This is a genomic window from Streptomyces sp. PA03-3a (genome assembly GCF_033792735.1).
Taxonomy (GTDB): domain Bacteria; phylum Actinomycetota; class Actinomycetes; order Streptomycetales; family Streptomycetaceae; genus Actinacidiphila.
Genome location: NZ_JARAVM010000002.1, coordinates 354907 through 374443 on the forward strand (window position 1 = coordinate 354907; position 19537 = coordinate 374443).

Sequence of the window (19537 nt, forward strand, 5' to 3'; positions counted from 1 at the left end):
AAGGCGGTGGGGGTGGGTCAGCGGTCGGAACCGGCCTCGGCCGGCTTCCAGCGGAACAGCCGCTTCTCCAGGAAGGTCAGCAGGCCCTCGGCGAGCAGCGCGACGACCGCGAGGATCGCCATCGCGGCGTACACGCCGGCGGAGTTGAAGGTGCCCTGCGAGGCGGCGACCAGCAGGCCGAGGCCCTTGGTGGCGCCGATGTACTCGCCGACGATGGCGCCGATGAGGGCGAACCCGAAGCTCACATGGAGGCTGGTGAAGATCCAGGAGGTGGCCGAGGGGATGACGACCTGGAAGGTGACCTGCCGGTCGCGGGCGCCCAGGATCCGGGAGTTGGCGACCAGGTTGCGGTCGACCTCGCGGGCGCCCTGGAAGGCGTTGAAGAAGACCGGGAAGAAGACCAGGACGACGGCGGAGGCCACCTTGGAGGCCGGACCGAGTCCGAACCAGATCAGGAAGATCGGCGCGAGCACGATCCGCGGCAGCGCGTTGAGCACCTTGATGTACGGGCCGAGCACATCGGCGAGGAAGCGGATCCGCCCGAGGGCGATGCCGAGCACCACGCCCGCGACGACGCCGATGATCCAGCCGAGCAGGGCCTCGTAGAGCGTGTACCAGATCTGCTCCCACAAGGTGCCCTGCGCGGTGCCGTCCACGGCCCAGGTGCGGATCTGCTCCCAGATCCTCGACGGCATCGAGAAGTGGAAGGGGTCGACGGCCCCGGCCCTGGCCAGCCACTCCCACAGCCCGAGGACGGCGACCAGCAGCAGCACGCGGCTGCCGTGGACGAGATGGCTCCGGTTGCGGGCGGCGCGGGCGCGGGTGCGCGCGCGGTCGGTGCCCGCGGGGTCTGTGGTAGCGGGGTCGGTGGTGGCGGGGTCGGTGGTGGCGGCCGAGCCGGCCGCCACGGTCTCAGGCGACATCGGCCGCGCTCCTCTCGCGGGTGATGCGGACCTCTTCGCCGAGCGAGGCCCAGATCTCCCGGTAGATCTCGATGAACCGCGGCTCCAGCCGCACGGACTCGACCCGGCGCGGGCGCGGCAGGTCGATCTCGAAGACCTCCTTGACCGTGGCGGGCCCGGCGGTCATGACGACGACCTTGTCGGCGAGCGCGATGGACTCCTCCAGGTCGTGGGTGACGAAGACGACCGAGGCGCCCGTGCCGGACCACAGCTCCAGCAGTTCGTCCGACATCAGAGCGCGGGTCTGCACGTCGAGCGCGGAGAAGGGCTCGTCCATAAGCAGGATCTCGGGGTCGTTGACGAAGGTGGCGGCGAGCGCGACGCGCTTGCGCTGGCCGCCCGACAACTGGTGCGGATAGCGGTCCTCGAAGGCGGACAGGCCGACGCGGGCGAGCCACTCGCGGGCCCGCTCCCTGGCCTCGGTCTTGGGCACGCCGCGGAAGCGGGGGCCGGCCATCACGTTGGACAGCACCGTCCGCCAGGGGAAGACGGCGTCCTGCTGGAAGACGAAGCCGACCTTGTCGCCGATGCCGCGCACCGGCTCGCCGGTGACCAGCACCTCGCCCTCGGTGGGCTCCTCCAGCCCGCTGACCAGGGTCAGCGTCGTGGACTTGCCGCAACCGGTCGGGCCCACGACGGCCACGAACTCCCCGCGCCCGATGGTCAGGTCGAGGTCGCGGACGGCCGTGTGCAGGGCCCCGGACGGGGTCCGGAACGCTTTGCTCGCACCCCGCAGTTCGATGGCGGGGCTGGTGTGTGTGCTCATGCGCCGGGACGGTAGGTGCGGCCCGGGCCACGGCGGGACCCTTGCGGTCACAACTCCGCCTTGTGCCCACAACCGTCTGTTCTGCTCGTTTTGCTCGCGCTACAGCAACGAAAGGGCCACGGGGGCTGGGCAGCGGGCCCCGGCCGCGTTTACGTTGCGTTCACAGCCGGGCAAACGGACGAGCGAATTCCGCAAGGGCGCGGAACACCGGGAAGGGCGGGGGTGACGTCGATGCGGATCCGCTGGCCCCGCCGTGTCTTCGCCCAGGTGCTGCTCGTCCAGGTCGTCCTCACCACCGGTGTGATCACCCTGGCGACCGTGCTGTTCCTCGCCCCGCTCAGCTCCCAGCTCGACCAGCAGGCGATGCGGCAGGCGCTGTCGATCGCCCAGACCACCGCCGCGACCCCGGGGCTGGCCCAGGACCTGGTCAGCACCCGGCCGAGCGTCACCGGCCCGGTGCAGGAGGAGGCCGAGCGGATCCGCCGCGCCACCGGCGCCCTCTACATCGTCGTCATGGACACCCGCGGTGTCCGCTGGTCGCACACGGACGTCACCCAGATCGGCCGGCACGTCTCCACCGACCCCAGCGTGGCCCTCGCGGGGCGCGAGATCATGCAGATCGACCGGGGCACCCTCGGGCGCTCCGCGCGGGCCAAGGTGCCGCTGCACGGGCCCGACGGCAGAATCGTGGGCGCCGTGTCGGTGGGCATCGCGTACGACAGCGTGCGGGAGCGGCTGCTGGCCACGGTGCCGGTGCTGCTGCTGTCCGCGGGCGCCGCGCTCGGGGTGGGCGTCGTCGCGGCGCTGCTGGTGTCGCGGCGGCTGCAGCGCAGGACGCACGGTCTCGCCTTCGCCGACATCTCCGCGCTGCTCGACGAGCGCGAGGCGATGCTGCACGGCATCCGGGAGGGCGTCATCGCCCTGGACGCCCAGGGCAGGGTGCGGCTGCTCAACGACGAGGCGCAGCGGCTGCTGGGCCTCGGCCCGGACGCCTCGGGCCGCGCGCTGGACGAGGTGCTGCCGCCCGGGCGGACGACCGACGTGCTGACCGGGCGGGTCGCGGGCACCGACCTGCTCACCGTCAGCGGGTCGCGGGTGCTGGTCGCCAACCGTATGCCCACCGGGGACGGCGGGGCGGTGGCCACCCTGCGGGACCGCACCGAACTGGAGCGGCTGGGGCGCGAACTGGACAGTACGCACGGGCTGCTGGACGCGCTGCGCGCCCAGGACCACGAGCACGCCAACCGGCTGCACACCCTGCTCGGGCTGCTCGAACTCGGCCTGTACGACGAGGCGGTGGATTTCGTCAGCGAGGTCGCCGACGCCCATCGGGCCTCCGCGGAACAGGTCGCGGAACGGGTCAGGGACCCGCTGGTGTCCGCCCTGCTGGTCGGCAAGTCGGCGATCGCCGCGGAGCGGGGCGCGAGCCTGTCGGTCTCCGCCGCCACCTTGCTGCCCGACCGGGTCGTGGACCCGCGCGACCTGGTCACCGTGCTCGGCAACCTCATCGACAACGCCCTGGACGCGGCCCGTTCGCTCGTCGAGGTCGAGCTGCGCGCCGAGGGCACGACCGTCGTGCTGCGGGTGTCCGACGACGGTCCCGGGGTGCCTCCCGAGGCCCGTGAGCGGATCTTCGCCGAGGGCTGGACGACGAAGCGGTCCCCCGCGCACCGCGGCCGCGGGCTCGGTCTCGCCCTCGTACGGCGGCTCGCCGAACGGTACGGCGGCATGGCCCGGGTGACCGCCCGCGCGGGCGGCGGCGCGGTCTTCACCGTCGTCCTGCCGGAGGCGCTGGCGGGGGCGGAACTGACCACGGCGGTGTCCGCGGCCTCCGCGGCGTCCGCAGGAACCGCGGGGGGAGCACGATGATCGACGTCATGGTCGTGGACGACGATTTCCGCGTCGTCGAGATCAACGCGGCGTACGTCGCCAAGGTCCCCGGATTCCGGGTGACCGCCCGAGCCCACACCGCGGCCCAGGCGCTGGCGACGCTGGAGCGCATGCACGTCGACCTCGTCCTGCTCGACCACTACCTGCCGGACGAGACCGGCCTCACCCTGGTGCGGCGCATGCGCCAGCTCGGCCACACCGCGGACGTCATCATGGTGACGGCCGCCCGCGACGTGGCGACCGTGCAGGCGGCGATGCGCTTCGGCGCGCTGCAGTACCTGGTCAAGCCGTTCAGCTTCGCCGGACTGCGAGGCAAGCTGGACGCCTACGCGGCGCTGCGCCGCACGCTCGACGGCGTCGGCGGGCGCGGCGAGGCCGGCCAGGAGCAGGTGGACCGCATCTTCGGCGCGCTGCGCACCGCCGGTGCGGCGCCGGCGGAACTGCCCAAGGGGCACTCGGCGCCCACCGCCGACCTGGTGCGCAAGGTCCTCACCGAGGCCGCGCGGCCGCTCTCCGCCCACGAGGTCGCCGAACGCGCGGGCATCAGCCGCTCCACCGCGCAGCGCTACCTGAAGTTCCTGGAGCGCGAGGGCAGGATCAGCCTCACCCTCAAGTACGGCGACACCGGCCGCCCCGAGCACCGCTACGCGTGGGCGCGGAGCGGCTGATCGCCTTCACCGGCGGGCGAGTTCGTGGCTCAGCGCCCGTGCCGCCGCGCACACCACCGGCGCGCCGCGGTCCGGCCGCAGACCCCGCGTGGCGCCCGTGACGGAGACGGCGGCGACGGGGAAGCGGCGCGGGCCGAGCCGCGGCCCGTAGACGCGGGCCGCGAAAGCGGACACGCCGACCTCGGCCTCCTCCCAGTTCACGGCGAGCTGCGGGCGAGGGTGCGCACGAGGTCCTGCAGGAGCAGCCGCGGCACGACGATGGTGCGCGGGGTGCGGCGGCGCAGCCCCACACCGAGCACCGCGGCCATGCCAGGCGGGGTCCGGTGGGCGAGCAGCGCCTTGCCGGTGGCGGTGCAGTACGCGGGAAGGCGGCCGCCGACTCGGGAGGTGATCCGCGTCGAGCAGCGGCCTGTGAGCTTCTCCAGGAAGACGGTGTCGGCGCCGTCGACGACGGCGAGGTGCACGTTCTCGTGGGTGGCCTCGTACAGCTTCTCGATGAACGGCGGCGCCGCCTCCCACAGCCCCCGGTGCGGTACGCGCCGGCCCAGTTCGAAGAGGGCGAGGCCGAGCCGGTAGCCGTCCGTCCCCCGCTCGACGAGGCCGACGCTGGTCAGTTCGGCGAGCAGCAGGTGCACGGTCGACTTGGGCAGGCCCGTGCGGGCGGCGAGTTCGCCGAGCGGGATCCCGTCCTCGCCCCGCGGCGAAGGTGCCGAGCAGCGCGGCCCCGCGGGCCGGCATCGACCGGCTCCCCGGCACGACGGCGTCCTCGGCGCTCACGAGTGCCCCCGCAGGGGCACCTCGACCAGCAGCGGACCGTCGAGGCCGCGTACCGCCGCGACGGTCCGCGCCAGTTTCCCCGTGCCGTCCACGCGGACGGCGGGGATGCCGAAGAACCGGGCGGCAAGGCGCCAGTCGAGCTCGCCGAGGTCGAGGCCGGGACGGGGGACGTCAGGGTTGGCGCCGCGGGCGCCGAGGGTGTCCTTCAGGGTGCGGTACTCACCGTTGGCCATCACGACGAACAGGACGGGCACCCGGTGGTGCGCCGCGCTCCACAGCCCCTGCAGCCCGAACATCGCGCAGCCGTCCCCCAGCACGGCCACCACCGGGCGTTCCGGCGCGCCGAGCCGGTGGCCGACGGCGGCACCGATCCCCCAGCCGAGGCCCCCGCCGACCGTGTGGACGAAACCGCCCGGCCGGTCCCGGCGCAGCACGCCGCGCAGGTGCACCCCGACGGTGATCGACTCCTCGACGAGCACCGCCTCGTCCGGCAGCGCACCGGCCAGGGCGTGCGCGGCGGCGAGCGGGTCCAGCGGGGCGCCGGCCCGGGCGGACCGCCGGCTCCCAGGTGTGGCAGCGTGTGCTCGACCAGGAGGAAGGCACCGACGACCCAGAGGACGGCGTGGTCCTGCGGCATCCCGCTGTCTGCCCGCCGTCGGCCAGGGCCAGGCCGATGCCGCGGAACAGCAAGGCGGTGGCGAGGGTGACGACGAACGTAGGCTCGGCGATACCCACGCCGAGCACCAGCGGGACCAGGACCGCTGCCACGCCCGTCTCGTCGCACAGCAGCCGCGCATACGGCTCGACGGTATGCCGCACAGCGTGGAGGCGCCGCGGGCCTGCGGCAATCAGAGCGTTCCGTCAGGCGGAACGGATGTCACACCGCCCCGGCCCCGGTGAGCGAGCGGACCTCGACCTCGGCGAACTTGTCCTCGTCGGCGCGCTCGCGGGACAGGACCGTGCCCAGCCAGCCCGAGGCGAAGCCCAGCGGGATGGAGACCAGGCCCGGGTTCTCCAGCGGGAAGTACTGGAAGTCCACCCCCGGGAAGAGCGACTGCGGGCTGCCCGACACCACCGGGGACAGCACCACCAGCGCGAGCGCGGGGACGAGGCCGCCGTAGATCGCCCACACCGTGCCGCGGGTCGTGAACCTCCGCCAGAACAGCGTGAAGAGCAGCGCGGGCAGGTTGGCGGACGCCGCCACCGCGAACGCGAGCCCGACGAGGAAGGCCACGTTCTGGCCCTGCGCGAACAGGCTCAGCGCGATGGCCACGCCGCCGATGCAGACCGCGGCCACCCGGGCCACCCGTACGTCCTGGTTCTCCCGTCGTTTGCCGCCGGGTGCGTCCTTGCGACGGCGCAGCGTCGCGTGGAGGTCGTGCGCGACGGAGGCGGACGAGGCGAGGGTGATCCCGGCGACGACGGCCAGGATGGTGGCGAAGGCGACCGCCCCGACGACCGCGAACAGGACCGTTCCACCGGTGGAGCCCGCTCCGCCGCCCAGATCGAGGGCGAGCAGCGGCACCGCCGTGTTCCCGGCGGCGTTGGAGTCGCGCACGGTGTGGGAGCCGACCAACGCCGCGGCACCGAAGCCGAGCACGATCGTCATCAGGTAGAAGCCGCCGATGAGGCCGATCGCCCAGACCACCGACCGCCGCGCCGACCGCGCGGTGGGCACGGTGTAGAAGCGCGACAGGATGTGCGGCAGTCCGGCGGTGCCCAGGACGAGGGCCAGGCCGAGGCTGATGAAGTCCAGCCGGTCGGTCCAGCTCTGCCCGTAGAGCATGCCGGGGCCGAGGAACTCGCGGCCGTGGCCGCTGCCGTCGGCCGCCGAGCGCAGCAGTGCCCCGAGGTCACCGTGGAAGCGGACGAGCACCAGCACGGTCAGGGTGATGGTGCCGCCCATGAGCAGCACGGTCTTGACGATCTGGATCCAGGTCGTGGCGCGCATGCCGCCGAAGGCGACGTAGAAGACCATGAGCGCGCCGACGCCGATGACGGTCCAGGTGCGCGCGGCCGATCCCTGGCCACCGAGCAGGAGGGAGACCAGGCTTCCGGCCCCGACCATCTGCGCGACGAGGTAGAGCACGGAGACGATGACCGAGGAGGTGCCCGCCGCGATCCGGACCGGGCGCCGGCGCATGCGTGCGGTGAGGACGTCGGCGAGTGTGTAGCGGCCGCAATTGCGGACCAGCTCGGCGACGAGCAGCAGCACGAGGAGCCAGGCGACGAGGAAGCCGACGGAGTAGAGCATGCCGTCGTAGCCGAAGAGCGCGATGAGCCCGGAGATGCCGAGGAAGGAGGCGGCGGACATGTAGTCGCCGGCGATGGCGAATCCGTTCTCCAGGGGGGAGAAGAGACGGCCGCCCGCGAAGAACTCCACGGACGAGCTGCGCCGCCGGCCCGCCCAGGCGGTGATCGCCAGGGTGACGGAGACGAAGAGGGTGAAGAGGACCAGCGCCAGGCCCTGGTGGTTGCCGGTCACCGCATCCGCTCCTGGGTGTCCCAGCGCAGGTCGAGGGCGGCCCGGTCCCGGCGGAGCCGGGCGTGCCGGGCGTAGGCCCAGGTCAGGAGGAAGGTCGAGGCGAACTGGGCGAGGCCGAGGACCATGGCCACGTTGAGCTCGCCGACCAGAGGCCGGGCCATCAGCCGCGGCGCGGCCGTCGCCAGGACGACGTAGAGCAGGTACCAGGCGAGGAAGGCGGCGGCCGCCGGGAAGACGAACCGCCGGTACCGGGAACGCACTTCCTGGAAGGGGCCGCTGGCCTGCACCTCCCGGTAGACCCGGGCGTGGTCGTCGGCCGGGCGGGCCTGCGACGGGAGGGAGACGGGCGGTGGCTCGGGACCCTCCCACTCCCCCGCGGCCAGGACGTCGTACCAGGGGTCGTCCACCCGCAGCCCTCCGGTTTCCGCCTGGTCGTGCTCGTTCACGAACTCTCCTCGCTTCACGGGCCGATCGGCCGTGCGCCCAAGCATGGACATTGCGGGAAGATCCGGGAGCCTCCAAGCAGAAACCTTCACCTCATCGGGTGATGGTGCCCCACTCCTGGGGGTGGGGAAGCGCCGGCGCCCTCCGCGGGCGGGTGAGACCGCGGGAGGGCGCCGGTGCGGGAGCCCGGTCCGTCAGGCGTCGATCCGCGAACGGTCGAGCGTGGCGGCGGAGTTGGCGATGAACTCGCGGCGCGGCGCGACCTCGTTGCCCATCAGCAGGTCGAAGGCGAGCTCCGCGCCCTCCAGGTCGCTGATGTTGATCCGGCGCAGGGTGCGGTGGCGCGGGTCCATCGTGGTCTCGGCCAGCTGGTCGGCGTCCATCTCACCGAGGCCCTTGTAGCGCTGGATGGACTCCTTGTAGCGGATGCCCTTGCGCTCGAATTCCAGCAGCGTCTCGCGCAGCTCCCGGTCGGAGTACGTGTAGACGTACTTGTCCTGGCCCTTGCGCGGGTTGCTGAGCTCGACCCGGTGCAGCGGCGGAACGGCGGCGAAGACCCGGCCTGCCTCGACCATGGGCCGCATGTAGCGCTGGAAGAGCGTCAGCAGCAGACAGCGGATGTGGCTGCCGTCGACGTCGGCGTCCGTCATCATGATGATCTTGCCGTAGCGGGCCTGGTCGATATCGAAGGTGCGACCCGAGCCGGCTCCTATGACTTGGATGATGGCGCCGCACTCGGCGTTCTTCAGCATGTCCGTGACCGAGGACTTCTGGACGTTGAGGATCTTGCCCCGGATCGGGAGCAGCGCCTGGAACTCCGAGTTGCGCGCGAGCTTCGCGGTGCCCAGCGCCGAGTCGCCCTCGACGATGAAGAGTTCGCTGCGGTCGACGTCGTCGCTGCGGCAGTCGGCCAGCTTGGCGGGCAGCGACGACGACTCCAGCGCGGTCTTGCGGCGCTGCGCGTCCTTGTGCTGCCGGGCGGCGATCCGGGTGCGGGCCGCGGCGACGGCCTTCTCCAGGACGGCGCGGGCCTGCTGCTTGTCGTCCCGCTTGGTGGAGGTGAGGAACGCCTTGAGCTCGCGGGACACCACGTTGGCCACGATGCGGTTGGCCGCCGAGGTGCCCAGCACCTCCTTGGTCTGGCCCTCGAACTGCGGTTCGGCGAGCCGGACCGTGACGACCGCCGTCAGCCCCTCCAGGGCGTCGTCCTTGACGATGTCGTCCTCGGCGACGCGCAGCAGCTTGGTGGCGCGCAGCACCTCGTTGAACGTCCTGGTGACGGCGCCCTCGAACCCGCGCACATGGGTGCCGCCCTTGGGGGTGGCGATGATGTTCACGAAGGAGCGCAGCGTGCTGTCGTAGCCGGTGCCCCAGCGCAGGGCGACGTCGACACCGAGCTCACGGGTGACCTCGGTGGGGGTCATGTGGCCGCGGTCGTCGAGGACCGGGACAGTCTCCTTGAAGGTGCCGGTGCCGGTCAGCCGCAGCACGTCGCAGATCGGCTTGTCAGGGGTGAGGTACTCGGCGAACTCGCTGATGCCGCCGTCGAAGTGGAAGGTCTCCTCGACCGGCTTCCCGTCCTCGGAGCCGTTGTCTGGCCGCTCGTCGCGGACGACGATCGTCAGACCGGGCACCAGGAACGCGGTCTGACGGGCGCGCTGGTGCAGCGTCTCCAGGGCGAGCTTGGCGTCCTTGAGGAAGATCTGACGATCCGCCCAGTAGCGGACGCGGGTGCCGGTGCGGGCCCGCGGCACCTTCTTGACCTTGTCCAGCCCGTTGCCCGGCTCGAACGGCGCCTCGGCGCCGGCCTTGGCGAAGCGGCCGGGAACGCCGCGGCGGAAGCTGATCGCGTGCGTGTGGCCGCCGCGGTCCACCTCGACGTCCAGCCGGGCGGAGAGCGCGTTGACGACGGAGGCGCCGACACCGTGCAGACCGCCGGAGGCCGCGTAGGAGCCGCCGCCGAACTTGCCGCCGGCGTGCAGCTTGGTCATGACGACTTCGACGCCGGACAGGCCGGTCTTGGGCTCGACGTCGACGGGGATGCCGCGGCCGTTGTCCCGCACCTCGACGGAGGCGTCGTCGTGGAGGACGACCTCGATGTGGTCGCAGTGCCCGCCCAGGGCCTCGTCCACCGAGTTGTCGATGATCTCCCACAGACAGTGCATGAGGCCGCGACTGTCGGTGGAACCGATGTACATGCCGGGGCGCTTGCGGACCGCTTCGAGGCCCTCGAGCACCAGCAAGTGTCGCGCGGTGTAGTTGGAGCCGTCACGATCTGCACCGGTCAGCAACGCGGTGGACGGCACGGATGTTTCGGCGGTCACGCGAACGTCTCCTCATGAAGTTCTTCAGCCGTATCGGTGAGAGGGTACCGAGGTCACGCACGGCCGTTTCGCCGCGACCCGATATGGGCACCATGCTAGCCCGATTTCGAAGGCGTGTTCGATCCCTCGTTTGAGTGATACACATGTCACGTTCCCCTGGAGGCATGAACCATTTAGGCTCGGGGCACGTCCTCCTCAACAACCGGCCGCAGGGCCGGGGGGACACAACCGAACAATCTGACCAGATCTGCCAGAACGACCCGAAGCCGACAGATAAGACGCCAGAGGATCATTCGCCGCCAATCGGTAGCATCCGGCCGCTACAACGACAGTTTCCAAGGAAAAGACCTGCGCGGGAACAGTTTGGGCCTGGTTGGATGTTGACCCTGGTACGACAGCTCGTCGAGCTAGAGAAGAGGCGACGTGACTACAGTTCTGACCCCCGCGAGCCCGCTGACGGCGGCGGACCGCTGCGACCGTTGCGGCGCCCAGGCCTACCTGCGCGTCGTACTCATCAGTGGCGGCGAGCTGCTCTTCTGCGCGCACCACGGGCGTAAGTTCGAGCCCGAATTGAAGAAGATCGCTGCGGAAATACAGGACGAGACCGGTCGGCTCACCGCCACCCCGACCGTCGTGGCCGATGACCAACGCTGACGCGTAGCACTGCGACGAGCTCACGACGGGCGGCCTCCCGCAGGGGAGGCCGCCCGTCGGCTTGTCCGCCGCGCGTCACGAAGCGTGCTGGCCGACCAGTCCCGCGACCGCCGAGACCCGGGTGTACACACCGGGATGTCCCGCCTGGGCGCATCCCGCGCCCCATGACACCAGCCCTATCAGCCGCCCCTCCGCCACCAGCGGACCGCCGCTGTCCCCCTGGCACGAGTCGTGCCCGCCGGCGAGGTCGCCGGCACAGACCATGCCGTTCTTCTGGTACTTGCCTTCCGTACTGCCCGGATACGCCTGCTCACAGACCGAGTCGGCGAGCACCGAGACGTTCGCGGCCATCAGGACGTTCGAGTAGGTCCCCAGACCCGCCGTGTCCCCCCAGCCGAACACCTGCGCCGGCGTGCCCGCCTCGTAGGAGTTCACGTCCCCCGGTGCCGCCATGCGTATCGCGCTTCCCGCGGGAAACGGCTCCGCGGTCGTGACGACGGCCACGTCGCCGCTGTTCGTCGTGGGGTCGTAGGCGGGGTTGACCCAGACCTTGCGAACCGCCACCTCCTTGCCGGCGGAGCCGGCGAGATCCGTCCGCCCGGCGATGATGCGCAGGTCGGGCACCTGGTTCCAGTCCCCGCCCAGTGCGGTCGGACTGAAGCAGTGCGCCGCGCTGACCACGGTGTTCGGCCCGACCAGCGCTCCACCGCAGAACTGCCCCGAGCGGCCCGTTCCGTACCGGGACCGGCTCGACAGGACCACCGCCCACGGGTACTGCTCCGTGGTGACCGGCGTGCCCCCTATGACACCGTTGTCGGCGCCCGGGGCGCCGGGGGCGTACTCCACCGCGACGGCGGTGGCGGAAGCCGGTAGCGACAGCGCGAGCGCGGACCCGGCTATGAGCCCGCCGATCAGCGTGCGGGTCGAGGAACGCATGCATTCTCCTCACCGTCCGGAATGCCCTGAGCACCCACAGTGACCTGACGGGACCAGGGCCGCATCCGGAGAACTGTCCGGAAACGCCGACGGGCCCGCGGCCGCCGTGGCGGTCGCGGGCCCGTCGGGGCGTCCTGCCGATCAGTCCAGGTAGTCGCGGAGCACCTGGGAACGCGACGGGTGACGCAGCTTGGACATGGTCTTGGACTCGATCTGGCGGATGCGCTCACGGGTGACCCCGTACACCTTGCCGATCTCGTCCAGCGTCTTCGGCTGGCCGTCGGTGAGGCCGAAGCGCATGGAGACCACGCCCGCCTCGCGCTCACTGAGCGTGTCGAGCACCGAGTGCAGCTGCTCCTGCAGCAGCGTGAAGCTGACCGCGTCGGCGGGCACGACCGCCTCGGAGTCCTCGATGAGGTCACCGAACTCGCTGTCGCCGTCCTCGCCGAGCGGGGTGTGCAGCGAGATGGGCTCGCGGCCGTACTTCTGGACCTCGATGACCTTCTCGGGGGTCATGTCGAGTTCCTTGGCCAGCTCCTCCGGGGTGGGCTCGCGGCCCAGGTCCTGGAGCATCTGGCGCTGGACGCGGGCCAGCTTGTTGATGACCTCGACCATGTGCACCGGGATGCGGATGGTGCGGGCCTGGTCGGCCATCGCGCGGGTGATCGCCTGGCGGATCCACCAGGTCGCGTACGTCGAGAACTTGAAGCCCTTGGTGTAGTCGAACTTCTCGACGGCACGGATCAGACCGAGGTTGCCCTCCTGGATCAGGTCCAGGAAGAGCATGCCGCGGCCGGTGTAGCGCTTGGCCAGCGAGACCACCAGACGGAGGTTGGCCTCCAGGAGGTGGTTCTTGGCCCAGCGGCCGTCCTCGGCGATGATCTCCAGCTCGCGCTTGAGCTTGGGGGCGAGCTTGTCGGCCTGGGCCAGCTTGTCCTCGGCGAACAGACCTGCCTCGATGCGCTTGGCGAGCTCCACCTCCTGCTCGGCGTTGAGCAGCGGGACCTTGCCGATCTGCTTGAGGTAGTCCTTCACCGGGTCGGCGGTGGCGCCGGCCGCGGCGACCTGCTGCGCGGGCGCGTCGTCCTCGTCCTCGTCGGACAGCACAAAGCTCTCCGCCTCGGTCTCGGCGGCGGGGACGTCCTCGTCCTTGCCGGGGGCGGCGTCCTCGAGGAGCTCCTCGCCCTCGGCGAGTTCGTCGTCCTTCTTGCCCTTGGTGGCGGTGGTCTTCTTGGCGGCGGTCTTCTTGGCGGTCGCGGTGGTCTTCTTCGCCGCAGTCTTCTTGGCGACGGCCTTCTTCGCGGGTGCCACGACCTCGTCCTCCGACTCCGCCACGGGCTCCGCCCCGCTGGGGGCGGGGGCCGCGGTGGCCTTGGCGGCGACGGTCTTCTTGACCGGGGCGGCCTTGGTGGCGACGGTCTTGGTGGCAGTACGCTTCGCCGGGCTCTTGGCTGCGACGCTCTTACGGGTGCGCTTGGGCGCCTCGGCGGCACTCACCATCAGCGTCACACCCTCCTCGTCGAGGACCTGGTTGAGGCTGCGCAGAACGTTCTTCCACTGGGTTGCCGGGATCTGGTCCGCTTCGAAGGCTCGGCGCACGTCGTCGCCGGCGATCTGACCCTGAGCCTTACCCCGCTCGATGAGCGCCATCAGAGACTCGGACTCGGCGATCTCCGGCGGGAGCGTACGGGATGTGCTGGCCGACACGAACAACCTCTCGGAACGATGGAAAACGACTACGGTGGGACCCGCTCGGCAACTCAGCGTCATGTTCGTCGCGGATATTCCTCGCACGGCCGCCACCTCTAAGCTCATCGCGCTGCCGCCGAGAGCGTTACGCCCGGCCGTACGTGGTCCGAGTCACACCCCAGCTCGGCGCCAAACCGTCGATAGCGGGACACTCCCCGTGCACGCCTCGACCATGCCCGGTCGGGAGCGTGCGCCAAACATCGCGGACGGCTCCGCCGCCGGGCCCGGAGGGTGTGGGCCGGCGGCGGAAGTCGGTGCCGTCTCGTGCCGTGCGGGACCGGTCAGTGCTCGCGCGGGGCGGGGACGACGTGGTCCGGCGAGCCGCCGGTGTCCGCGTGGACGGCGAGGAGCTGACGCATCGCGGTCTCCGCCTCGGCACCGTCGGAGGCGGCCAGCGCCTCGACGACCCGCGTGTGCAGGGCCACCGAGTGCTCACCGGGGCGCTCGCAGCCGGTGACGGGGCCGCCGGAGACCTGCAGGGCGGAGGTGACGATGCCGGACAGGTGCTCCAGCATCCGGTTGCCCGCGACCTGCAGCAGCAGGGCGTGGAACTCCGCGTCCGCCCGGGAGAAGGTGAGGCCGTCACCCTGGCCCACGGCGTGGGTCATGATGTCGGTCATGTCGATGAGCCGCTGCTGGACGTCCTCGCGGCCGTGACCCGCCGCGAGGCGGGCGGCGAGGGGCTCGATCGTCCAGCGCAGTTCGAACAGCTCGCGACGCTGGTCGTCGCGCTGCGGGCCGAAGGCCCGCCATTCGATGATGTCGGGGTCGAGCAGGTTCCAGTCGCTGACCGGGCGGACCCGGGTGCCGACGTTGGGCCGGGCGCTGACGAGGCCCTTGGCCTCCAGCACCCGCAGCGACTCGCGGACGACGGTGCGGGAGACCTCGAAACGCTGGCCGATCTCCTCGGGGACGAGCGGGCGGTCGGCCCCGAGATCGCCGGAGACGATCATCTGGCCGAGTTGCTGGACGAGTTGGCCGTGCAGCCCGCGGCCACGGCTCCCGGCGGGGCGACGGCCGACCCGGCCCATGTCGGTTTCGCCGCCGTCCCAGGACGGTGCGCCGCCCGGGCGGTCGAGGCCGGCGGGTGCGTCGGCGTACGGATAGCGGTCGATGTCCCCGCCGCCGAGACTCGGGTCGGCGGGGCGGGCCGCGGTCATCATGGTGTGCGCAAGGGTACTCACGCATCATTTGTCGGCGATGGCGCGGGAAGCCTTGAGGGCTTTCCTGAAAAGCACACGAAAGGGTGAGCACTCATCACCTGATAATTGACGCTTTATCGGAAGGAAATGGGGTTTCTCCGGCGCAAGACCGTTGCCAGATAGGCACACAACAGAGCGAAGAGCGACAAAACGAAGGAATAGCGGACCGGTTGGGTCGCCAGCCGGGCCACGTCGATCGCCGGCGCCGAAGCCGCGCGCCGCACCACCGGGGCCACCAGCAGCGGGACCGCGAGGACGCCGGCCAGACCGAGCGCCGTGGTCCGGAACACCCCGGCCGCCAGCACCCCGGCCCAGCAGCAGACGAGCGCGAGGGCCGCCGAGGCCGCCGTGGTGGAGGCCAGCGCGAACGGCGAGGGCAGGCCGCCCGGCCCGAGTTCGAGGCGCAGCGCGACGAGGCCGAGAGCCGCCCCCAGGAGGGCGATCAGCACCGCCGCGGCCCCGTTGACGACGAGCTTGACGAGCAGCAGACGCAGTTGGCGGGGCACGGGTGCCTGCGCGGGGGCCAGCGCGGGGTAGCGGAACTCCTGGCCGTAGGCGAGGGCGCCCAGGAGCGCGCCGCCCAACGCGGCAGCCGGCAGGGGCAGGGAGTGCGACCAGCCGGTCAGCAGGCGCAGGGAGAAGGCGTGGTGCCCGGTGCGCAGCAGCACCAGGGTGGCCAGGCCCGACACCAGGACGGAGACGAACGCGATCAGCCAGGGGCCGCGGACGCCCGTGAGGCGGCGCAGTTCGTAGCGGACGGGCCGGGCGGGGCCGGCGGGCGGCACGGCCGCGCGCTCGGCCGCCAGGGGCACGGTGGGCCGCTCGCCGTGCGGGGTCTCCGGGACGCCGGTGTCGGCGACCTCGTCCGCGAGGCGGTGCAGGAGGATGCCGTTCCGGAAGGCGGCTTCACCGACCTGGGCGGTGGTCGCGCCGTGCACGCGGATGCGGCTGCCGCTCTCGTGGGTGATCTCCGTCCCGTCGTCGGTCAGCAGCAGACCCAGGCGTTCGGCCTGCGGGGAATGGACGGCCACGTACGGCCGCAGACGGCGCCGGCCGAACTCGTGGGCGGACTGGTCGGCGACGAGCCGGCCCTTGTCCAGGGTGACGACGCGATCACCGAGCCGGCCCGCCGCCTTGGGGTCGGCGCAGGTGACGACGACGGCGCCGCCGCGCGCCGCATACGCCTTCAGCAGGCCGTACAACCACGCGGTGTCGTGCGGGGAAAGCCCCTGGGCGGGGTCGTCCAGGAGCAGCGCGGGCGGGTCCCCGAGCAGCGCCGCGGCGACGCCCAGGCGGCGGTCCATGCCGAGGGAGAAGGTCGACAGGCGGCGTCCTGCCGTCTCGCGCAGGCCCACGATCTCCAGGACCTGGTCTGCGCGTTCGGCCGGGGCCCCGGCCGCGGCGGCGAGCATGCGCAGGTGACCGCGCGCCGTCCGGGAGGGATGGCCGGGGACGTCGCCGAGGAGCACGCCCACCGCGCCGGCGGGATGGGTGTGGCGGTGCAGGGGACGCCCGCCGAAGAGCGTGATGCCGCGGCCCGGTTCGAGTTCGAGCATCAGCCTCAGAACGGTGGACTTGCCTGCGCCGCCGTCGCCGAGCAGGACGGTGATCTCGCCGGGGCGGGCGTCGAAGGAGAGGTCGTCGACGGAAGGGGGCTCTTCACCCCGGGACGCACTGGTCAATCCGATGGCCTGGATCACCATTGCACCATAACGCGCAATTAGCCCAGAATTTACACCTCTGGTCGCAACATGGGTGGATTCAGGATGGTTGCACCACCCGCGCGGAACAGCTGTGCGGGACGGCCTCCCTGACGGGTCGTCGTGCCACCGGTGGGGACGAGGAAGCCGACCGTCCCCGTCACCTTGCGATGGAAGTTGCGCGGGTCCAGGGCGACACCCCACACCGCCTCGTAGACCCGGCGCAGCTCGCCGACGGTGAACTCGGGCGGGCAGAAGGCCGTGGCCAGCGCCGAGTACTCGAGCTTGGAACGGGCACGCTCCACGCCGTCGGCCAGGATGCGCGCGTGGTCGAAGGCGAGGGCGCCCTCCTCGCCGTTGCGCAGCAGCTCCTCGACCGGGGCCCAGCGGGCACTGCGCGCGTCGCCCCCGGCGCGGGGCGCGGGCAGGTCCGGGGCGAGCACGAGGTGGGCGACGCTCACCACCCGCATACGCGGGTCGCGCTTGGGGTCGCCGTAGGTGGCCAGCTGCTCGAGGTGGACTCCGCTGCCCGCGCGCAGTCCGGTCTCCTCCTCGAGTTCTCGGGCGGCCGCCCCTGAGAGGTCCTCGTCGCCGCGCACGAAGCCGCCGGGCAGCGCCCACCGGCCCTGGTAGGGCGGTTCACCGCGGCGGACCGCGAGGGCACACAGGGCGTGGCTGCGCACTGTGAGCACGACGAGATCGACAGTGACGGCGAAGGGCGGGAAAGCTGACGGGTCGTAGGGCGCCATGCCCGCGATCATAGTCGTCTGCCTGACGATAAACAGCAGGTTGACGGGATGACGCAACGCGCTGTCGGCCTGTTGTTCGACGTCACGGCGCCACCCGCCGGCCGCTGCCGCCCGCCGCTTCAGGCGCCGAGCTGGAGCCCGGGAGCCGCCTCCTCGATCACCGCCGTACCGGACGCGCCGATCCGCAGGGCGAAGGGCTCTTCAGCCACCCGCAGCCCGGCGATGTCGAGATCTCCGAGCGGAGAGGCGGCCGGCGGGCGCACGGCCACCAGGCGTTCGGGGGCGTCGGGGCGGATCCCGGCGAGGGCCAGCAGCATGTGGACGGCTCCCGCGGCGGCCACCGCGGCGGGCCGTGACGCCGTCGGGTGCGGGGCGGGACGGCGGGAGTCTTCCCGCTGCTCCCCCGCGTACATCTCGGGCAGCCGGTGTCCGAACGCACCTGCCGCGTCCAGCACGCCGAGCAGCAGCGCCACGGCCTCGCGCTCGTGGCCGGCCGCCGTCAGCCCCGCGACCGCGACGGCCGTCTCGTGGACCCGTACCGCTCCACCGCGGTGGCCGAAGGGGTTGTAGCCGGGCGCCCTGGCGGACAGGGTTCGCAGCCCCCATCCCGAGTCGAGCTCCGGGGCGGCGAGGAGACGGGCGAGCTGTTCCGTCTGCACCTTGTCCAGCAGGCCGGGGGCGAACTCGCAGCCGCCCAGCAGGCCGGTGTCGAGCAGGTGGGCGGCGGCCGATCCCAGATGGGGCACGGGTCTGCCGTCAGGGGTCAGCGCGGCGGCCGGGCTCCCGCCGGCCGGGTCGTCCAGCCAGAAGTCCTCCCGGAACCTGCGGCGCAGCGCCTCGGCCCGGTCCCGCCACTCCTGTGCGCCCGGGCGTCCGTGGGCCTGGAGCAGATCGGCGCCGTGCATCATGGCCCGGTGGGCGTGGGCCTGTACGTCGCAGCGCAGGGGACCGCCCGGCGCGGGGTCGGGGACGTAGCCGCCCTCGCCCGCGACGGACCGCAGCCACCACAGACTGCGCTCGACGGTCGGCAGCAGTGGTTCGGTCTCCCGTTCCGGAAGCCCCCACCGGCGTGCCTCGGCGAGCAGCGTGACGAAGAGCAGCCCAGCCTCCACTCCGGAGCAGGTGGGCGGCAGATGCGGACCGGCATGGCGCAGTGGGCCCGGCAGGCCGCCGGTCTCCGGGTCCTGGCGCCGGGCGAACGCCCGCAGCGTGCCGGCCGCGAGGCGGGTGCCCAGCGGCAGCAGCATGCGGGCCGCCCACAGGGCATCCGCCGGGGCGGGGCCGAGCCGCCACGGGGCGCCGGCCGCCACATGGACGTCCAGGGGGTGCTCCGGGTCGCGCAGCAGCAGCGCCCGCAGATCGTCGAGGGCGGCCCGCAGCAGCGCCTCCGCCCGGCCGTCGCCGCCGCGGATCTCCGGGGCCGACCAGGGCACGGGGACCGCCGGGGCGGACCCTCCGTTCACGCCGGCCACGGCGGGCTCCAGCGTCGCGCGCAGCTCGATCGTTCGCGTTGCCCCGGCGGGCAGCGCCAGCTCCCAGCAGAGCAACCCGGCGGAGGCCAGCGCGCTCTCGGGTGCCGGCACGGCGGTGACCCGGGCCCGCAGGCCCTCCGCCGACCACAGCAGCCCCGCGTCGCACACGCTGGGCTGCAGCTCCGGCCCGGAGGATCCGGCCGCGATGGCCGGCAGTTCGGCGAGGTCGGTCGCCAGGGCCACCTCGAACGGGATGCGCAGGGCGCGGGATCCGGTGTTGTGGACCGTGATGCGCTCGGTGCCCCCGGCGGTCCGGAGCCTCTCGACGGTGAGGGCCGGATCGGGTGCCGTGTCGCCGGGGGCCCGGGCGACGGAGGTGAACCGCGCCCGGCCCGCCGTGACCAGCCCGCCCTGCACAGGGACCGGAGGCACCCCCGCGATGCGCAGCTCGCAGCGGGCCAGTACCCGGCGGCCGCCCTGGTAGAAGCCGCCGAGGCCGCTTCCGTCCAGTTGTCCGTGCTCCGGCGAGACCGCGAGGGCCGGGGCCGCGACGCACATCACGGCGTCGTGCACCGGCTGCGGCCCCCGGTCCTGCCGGGGCGGCCAGTTGACCGGCTGCGGGCTCATGCCACCTCCACGTCGAATCGGTCGCTCGGGCGCTGGCGCCACTACCCACGAGAACGGCCGTGTGGGCACTGGGGTCACGCGCCATCTACCGTTCCTGATCGGGAAGCTGTCCGAATCACCGGAAAGAGAGCC

17 protein-coding genes and 1 pseudogene are annotated in these 19537 nt (G+C 72.3%); 3 read left to right on the forward strand and 15 right to left on the reverse strand.

Going from position 1 to position 19537, the window contains the following annotated elements; all coding sequences use genetic code 11:
- Positions 1-17 precede the first annotated feature (17 nt).
- Together PV342_RS03750 and PV342_RS03755 are read right to left on the reverse strand one after the other, a co-directional pair.
- Positions 18-923: an ABC transporter permease gene (locus tag PV342_RS03750; protein WP_386987368.1), complete on the reverse strand. Its 906-nt coding sequence runs from the start codon at positions 921-923 to the stop codon at positions 18-20.
- A complete protein-coding gene (locus PV342_RS03755; RefSeq protein ID WP_500315787.1) occupies positions 913-1728 on the reverse strand; it encodes an ABC transporter ATP-binding protein in 816 nt (271 codons plus the stop codon). Before PV342_RS03755 ends, PV342_RS03750 begins: the two co-directional genes overlap by 11 nt.
- 231 nt (positions 1729-1959) lie before the next feature.
- On the opposite strand from PV342_RS03755, the gene PV342_RS03760 reads away from it, so the two are divergent.
- Together PV342_RS03760 and PV342_RS03765 are read left to right on the forward strand one after the other, a co-directional pair.
- Positions 1960-3597 carry an ATP-binding protein gene (locus tag PV342_RS03760; RefSeq protein ID WP_386987374.1) on the forward strand — a complete coding sequence of 546 codons (1638 nt, stop codon included), beginning with the start codon at positions 1960-1962 and terminating at the stop codon, positions 3595-3597.
- Positions 3594-4286 (forward strand): response regulator, encoded by a 693-nt coding sequence (locus PV342_RS03765; protein WP_018561880.1) that lies wholly within the window; start codon positions 3594-3596, stop codon positions 4284-4286. Before PV342_RS03760 ends, PV342_RS03765 begins: the two co-directional genes overlap by 4 nt.
- A 6-nt stretch (positions 4287-4292) precedes the next feature.
- On the opposite strand, the gene PV342_RS03770 is transcribed toward PV342_RS03765, so the two are convergent.
- The 7 genes and pseudogenes from PV342_RS03770 to PV342_RS03800 form a co-directional block, all read right to left on the reverse strand.
- On the reverse strand, positions 4293-4460 hold the full coding sequence (locus tag PV342_RS03770; protein WP_500315788.1) for a hypothetical protein: 168 nt from the start codon (positions 4458-4460) through the stop codon (positions 4293-4295).
- A 23-nt stretch (positions 4461-4483) separates the two neighbouring features.
- Entirely contained in the window at positions 4484-4921 is a 438-nt protein-coding gene (locus PV342_RS03775) for an IclR family transcriptional regulator (RefSeq protein WP_500315789.1), read from the reverse strand.
- Positions 4922-4969: pseudogene (locus PV342_RS03780) on the reverse strand (hypothetical protein); the annotation flags it as partial.
- Between the two features lie 90 nt (positions 4970-5059).
- Entirely contained in the window at positions 5060-5542 is a 483-nt protein-coding gene (locus PV342_RS03785; protein ID WP_500315790.1) for a thiamine pyrophosphate-dependent enzyme, read from the reverse strand.
- Positions 5543-5940: 398 nt separating this feature from the next.
- Positions 5941-7548 (reverse strand): monocarboxylic acid transporter, encoded by a 1608-nt coding sequence (locus PV342_RS03790; protein WP_386987391.1) that lies wholly within the window; start codon positions 7546-7548, stop codon positions 5941-5943.
- On the reverse strand, positions 7545-7994 hold the full coding sequence (locus PV342_RS03795; protein WP_018561884.1) for a DUF485 domain-containing protein: 450 nt from the start codon (positions 7992-7994) through the stop codon (positions 7545-7547). The genes PV342_RS03790 and PV342_RS03795 overlap by 4 nt, the downstream gene beginning before the upstream one ends.
- 192 nt (positions 7995-8186) lie before the next feature.
- Entirely contained in the window at positions 8187-10316 is a 2130-nt protein-coding gene (locus PV342_RS03800) for a DNA gyrase/topoisomerase IV subunit B (protein WP_400795528.1), read from the reverse strand.
- Positions 10317-10739: 423 nt separating this feature from the next.
- Between PV342_RS03800 and PV342_RS03805 the strand changes: the two genes are divergently transcribed.
- Positions 10740-10970: a DUF7455 domain-containing protein gene (locus PV342_RS03805; RefSeq protein WP_400795526.1), complete on the forward strand. Its 231-nt coding sequence runs from the start codon at positions 10740-10742 to the stop codon at positions 10968-10970.
- A gap of 75 nt (positions 10971-11045) precedes the next feature.
- On the opposite strand, the gene PV342_RS03810 is transcribed toward PV342_RS03805, so the two are convergent.
- From PV342_RS03810 to PV342_RS03835, 6 genes are all read right to left on the reverse strand, one after another.
- Positions 11046-11906 carry a S1 family serine peptidase gene (locus PV342_RS03810; RefSeq protein WP_400795523.1) on the reverse strand — a complete coding sequence of 287 codons (861 nt, stop codon included), beginning with the start codon at positions 11904-11906 and terminating at the stop codon, positions 11046-11048.
- Between the two features lie 141 nt (positions 11907-12047).
- Positions 12048-13613 carry an RNA polymerase sigma factor gene (locus PV342_RS03815; RefSeq protein WP_400795520.1) on the reverse strand — a complete coding sequence of 522 codons (1566 nt, stop codon included), beginning with the start codon at positions 13611-13613 and terminating at the stop codon, positions 12048-12050.
- A 323-nt stretch (positions 13614-13936) separates the two neighbouring features.
- Positions 13937-14839 (reverse strand): FadR/GntR family transcriptional regulator, encoded by a 903-nt coding sequence (locus PV342_RS03820; protein ID WP_078620084.1) that lies wholly within the window; start codon positions 14837-14839, stop codon positions 13937-13939.
- Between the two features lie 92 nt (positions 14840-14931).
- Positions 14932-16560 carry an ATP-binding cassette domain-containing protein gene (locus PV342_RS03825; protein ID WP_500315791.1) on the reverse strand — a complete coding sequence of 543 codons (1629 nt, stop codon included), beginning with the start codon at positions 16558-16560 and terminating at the stop codon, positions 14932-14934.
- Between the two features lie 29 nt (positions 16561-16589).
- Positions 16590-17318 (reverse strand): NUDIX hydrolase, encoded by a 729-nt coding sequence (locus PV342_RS03830; RefSeq protein ID WP_089223089.1) that lies wholly within the window; start codon positions 17316-17318, stop codon positions 16590-16592.
- 107 nt (positions 17319-17425) lie between these two features.
- Complete coding sequence (locus PV342_RS03835) at positions 17426-19405, reverse strand: glycogen debranching N-terminal domain-containing protein (protein WP_500315792.1); 1980 nt, start codon at positions 19403-19405, stop codon at positions 17426-17428.
- Positions 19406-19537: the final 132 nt, after the last annotated feature.